Below are 2,283 nucleotides of genomic sequence, written 5' to 3' on the forward strand. Positions count from 1 at the left end.
TGGACGCCCTTCTAAGAGTCAAGCTGTTATCGGGATACTGTTGATCCGCCTGTTTTGATTGCGCAGTAACGTGTAAACTTCGCGGGAGATATATCGCTTTAGACAGCGTATCGCTTCCATTTTTGTATGTCCTTCGGCTACACGCCTGGCGACATATTCCTTTGTTTTTGCGTCAGTTCGTAAGCGTCCGATGGCGATGATGTGAAGTGCACTATTTGCAGCACGATCTCCACCACGATTAAGTCGGTAACGGTTCGTTTTTCCAGAAGAAACGGGGACCGGGCTGACACCACACAGTGCCGCAAATCCTGATTCTGATCTTAACCGTTGAGGATTGTCTCCGGCAGTGATCAGCAACTGTGAAGCGCTTTCGTATCCGATAGCATTACGTTTAATCAGTTCAGGTGCCAACTCGTCGACAATTGCCGCAATCATGACATCCAGATCAGCGATTTCGTCATGTAACTCGAGATAGCGTCGGGCAAGGGACTTTAATGAAATGCGATAAACGTTGGTTACATTGCGGTATTCACTGGCATCAGGTCTCCAGGAACCCAGGGGCCTGATGAGCTGCATGCGCGTCATATTTCTGAGCTGTTCACGTAATTCATCCGGGGCAGAGATAATATTTGAATGGATAATCTGGAGAGCGACTCTGCGGGCTGATATTGCTGTTTTTCGGCAAGTTTTTAATACCCGCAGGGACTCAATCATGCCATCACGCGTTTTGGGAGTAACTGTCCTGATGCCTGAGAATGCTGCATGAGCGGCACATTCAGCATCAATTGTGTCACTCTTACCCCGTTTGCGTCGCTCCATCCGGTCTGGAGCAGTCACCTCAAGAACTTCTAACCCGGCGTTCTGAAAATAACGAAGCAAACCGGAACCATAGGTACCTGTGCACTCAACACCAATTCGCTTTAATGTCCCAAACGAGGTCATCCATGCCAGCATCTGCCGGTAACCTTGTCGTGTTGTGGAGAAATACTGAGTCCCAAGGACTTTATTGTTCTGATCTACGACAGCGGCAACGTGCAAATCTTTATGTGTATCCACGCCACCCACAACGGCAGCTTCGGTAACTTTATCAACCATGACAGAGCTCCTGTGAGGAAACAGAGTTGAATCTCCAGACAGATAACCCGGACAGGACAGTAACGAGACAAGCCGTCAGGCCCTTCTTGAGTCACGCGCATCGGTGAAGAGATGCCTCGCATGAAGGCGCTTCCGGCAACCGACGGGTCCAGGGCAGGACACAAAAGGTCGATCGCTGTGTGAGTCAGGATGCGGGAAGGTCTTCACTGCATCAGTAATCACACCAATCTGGTTAAACGGCAAACTAAGTGGTGGTAAAGACTGACATCGGCATTATTACTATCGCTGTGGAACATCACCCCGACGGGCTTACCACGGGTTTCCCATGCCATTTCCAGTGCTTTCATGGTGAGCCTGCTGTCCGGCGAGAACGACATGGCCCAGCCCACTGGTTTTCTTGCGAACAGGTCGAGAACAACGGCGAGGTACGCCCAGCGCTTACCCGTCCAGATATAGGTCACATCACCGCACCACACCTGATTTGGTTCCGTTACGGCGAACTGTCGCTCAAGATGATTCGGGATAGCAACGTGCTCATGACCGCCACGCTTATACCGGTGAGTCGGCTGCTGGCAACTGACCAGCCCCAGCTCTTTCATGAGTCTGCCAGCAAGCCAGCGCCCCATCTGGTAACCTCTCTGGGTTGCCATTGTGGCGATGCTTCTTGCTCCGGCAGAGCCGTGGCTGATGCCATGCAGTTCAAGTACCTGACTGCGTAATACAGCCCGTCTGCCGTCTGGCTTTTCAGGACGGTTTTTCCAGTATTTGTAGCTGCTGCGATGAACCCCGAACACATGGCAGAGAGTGGCCACAGGATAACGCGCCCTGAGTTTCCCGATTATCGAGAACTGTTCAGGGAGTCTGACATCAAGAGCGCGGTAGCCTTTTTTAATATTTCATTTTCCATTTCAATACGTTGTAGCTTTTTCCTGAGCTCACGGATTTCAATTTGTTCCGGGGTAATGGGGGAGGCTTTTGGTGTTTTGCCCTGCCGTTCATCACGTAATTGTTTCACCCATCGCGTCATTGTGGAAAGGCCGACATCCATAGCGCTGGCTGCATCTGCCACGGTGTAGTTCTGGTCAACGACCAGTTGAGCGGATTCGCGTTTAAACTCTGCGCTGAAATTTCTTTTTTTCATTATGACACCTGTGTTGTTCTGAGGTGAGCATATCACCTCTGTTCAGG

General features: G+C 50.8%; 1 protein-coding gene and 1 pseudogene. Both read right to left on the reverse strand.

Features of this window, described 5'->3' with window-relative positions; translation table 11 throughout:
• Positions 1-18: 18 nt before the first annotated feature.
• Positions 19-1,095 carry an IS110 family transposase gene (locus tag ACLH1I_RS26460; RefSeq protein ID WP_024177929.1) on the reverse strand — a complete coding sequence of 359 codons (1,077 nt, stop codon included), beginning with the start codon at positions 1,093-1,095 and terminating at the stop codon, positions 19-21.
• 272 nt (positions 1,096-1,367) lie between these two features.
• Positions 1,368-2,236, reverse strand: a pseudogene (locus ACLH1I_RS26465) (IS3 family transposase); the annotation flags it as partial.
• Between the last annotated feature and the right edge of the window lie 47 nt (positions 2,237-2,283).

The organism is Klebsiella sp. 1SOBk10mer, from assembly GCF_046602535.1.
In the GTDB taxonomy this organism is placed as follows: Bacteria; Pseudomonadota; Gammaproteobacteria; order Enterobacterales; family Enterobacteriaceae; genus Klebsiella; species Klebsiella quasipneumoniae.

What these genes read in the sequence shown, in the direction of transcription:
- ACLH1I_RS26460 (WP_024177929.1), bottom strand. Translation starts at nt 1,095, where the DNA reads ATGGTTGATAAAGTTACCGAAGCTGCCGTTGTGGGTGGCGTGGATACA.